At 66.3% G+C, this 344-nt stretch carries 1 protein-coding gene; it reads right to left on the reverse strand.

Annotated features, from left to right (window positions below; all coding sequences use genetic code 11):
- The coding region (locus tag SB816_RS30330) for an ABC transporter substrate-binding protein (RefSeq protein WP_410548032.1) at positions 1–344 on the reverse strand (344 nt) is incomplete at both ends.

Genomic DNA, 344 nt, shown 5'->3' on the forward strand with positions numbered 1-344 from the left:
GCTGGCGCATCCGCTTGACCAGCATCGCGGACTGCGCATCGAGCCCGCCGAAGAACACGAGGTCCGCGTTCGCGCTCTTGATCTTGGTGAGCTGCGCGCTGAAGTCGACGGCCTTGTCGTTCGTGAATTCGCGCGCGACGATCGTGCCGCCCGCCGCCTTCACCGCCTTCTCGAACTCGTCGGCTTCGCCCTGCCCGAACGCGGTACGGTCGTCGATGATCGCGATGCGCTTCGCCTTGGTCACGTCGACTGCGTACTTGCCCGCGTTGCCGGCGTTCTGGCCGTCGGTCGCGATCACCATGAACATGTTCGCGAGCCCGCGCGACGTGAGCGTCGGGTTGGTC

The sequence above is a fragment of the Achromobacter sp. SIMBA_011 genome, assembly GCF_046535435.1.
GTDB lineage: Bacteria > Pseudomonadota > Gammaproteobacteria > Burkholderiales > Burkholderiaceae_B > Achromobacter > Achromobacter dolens.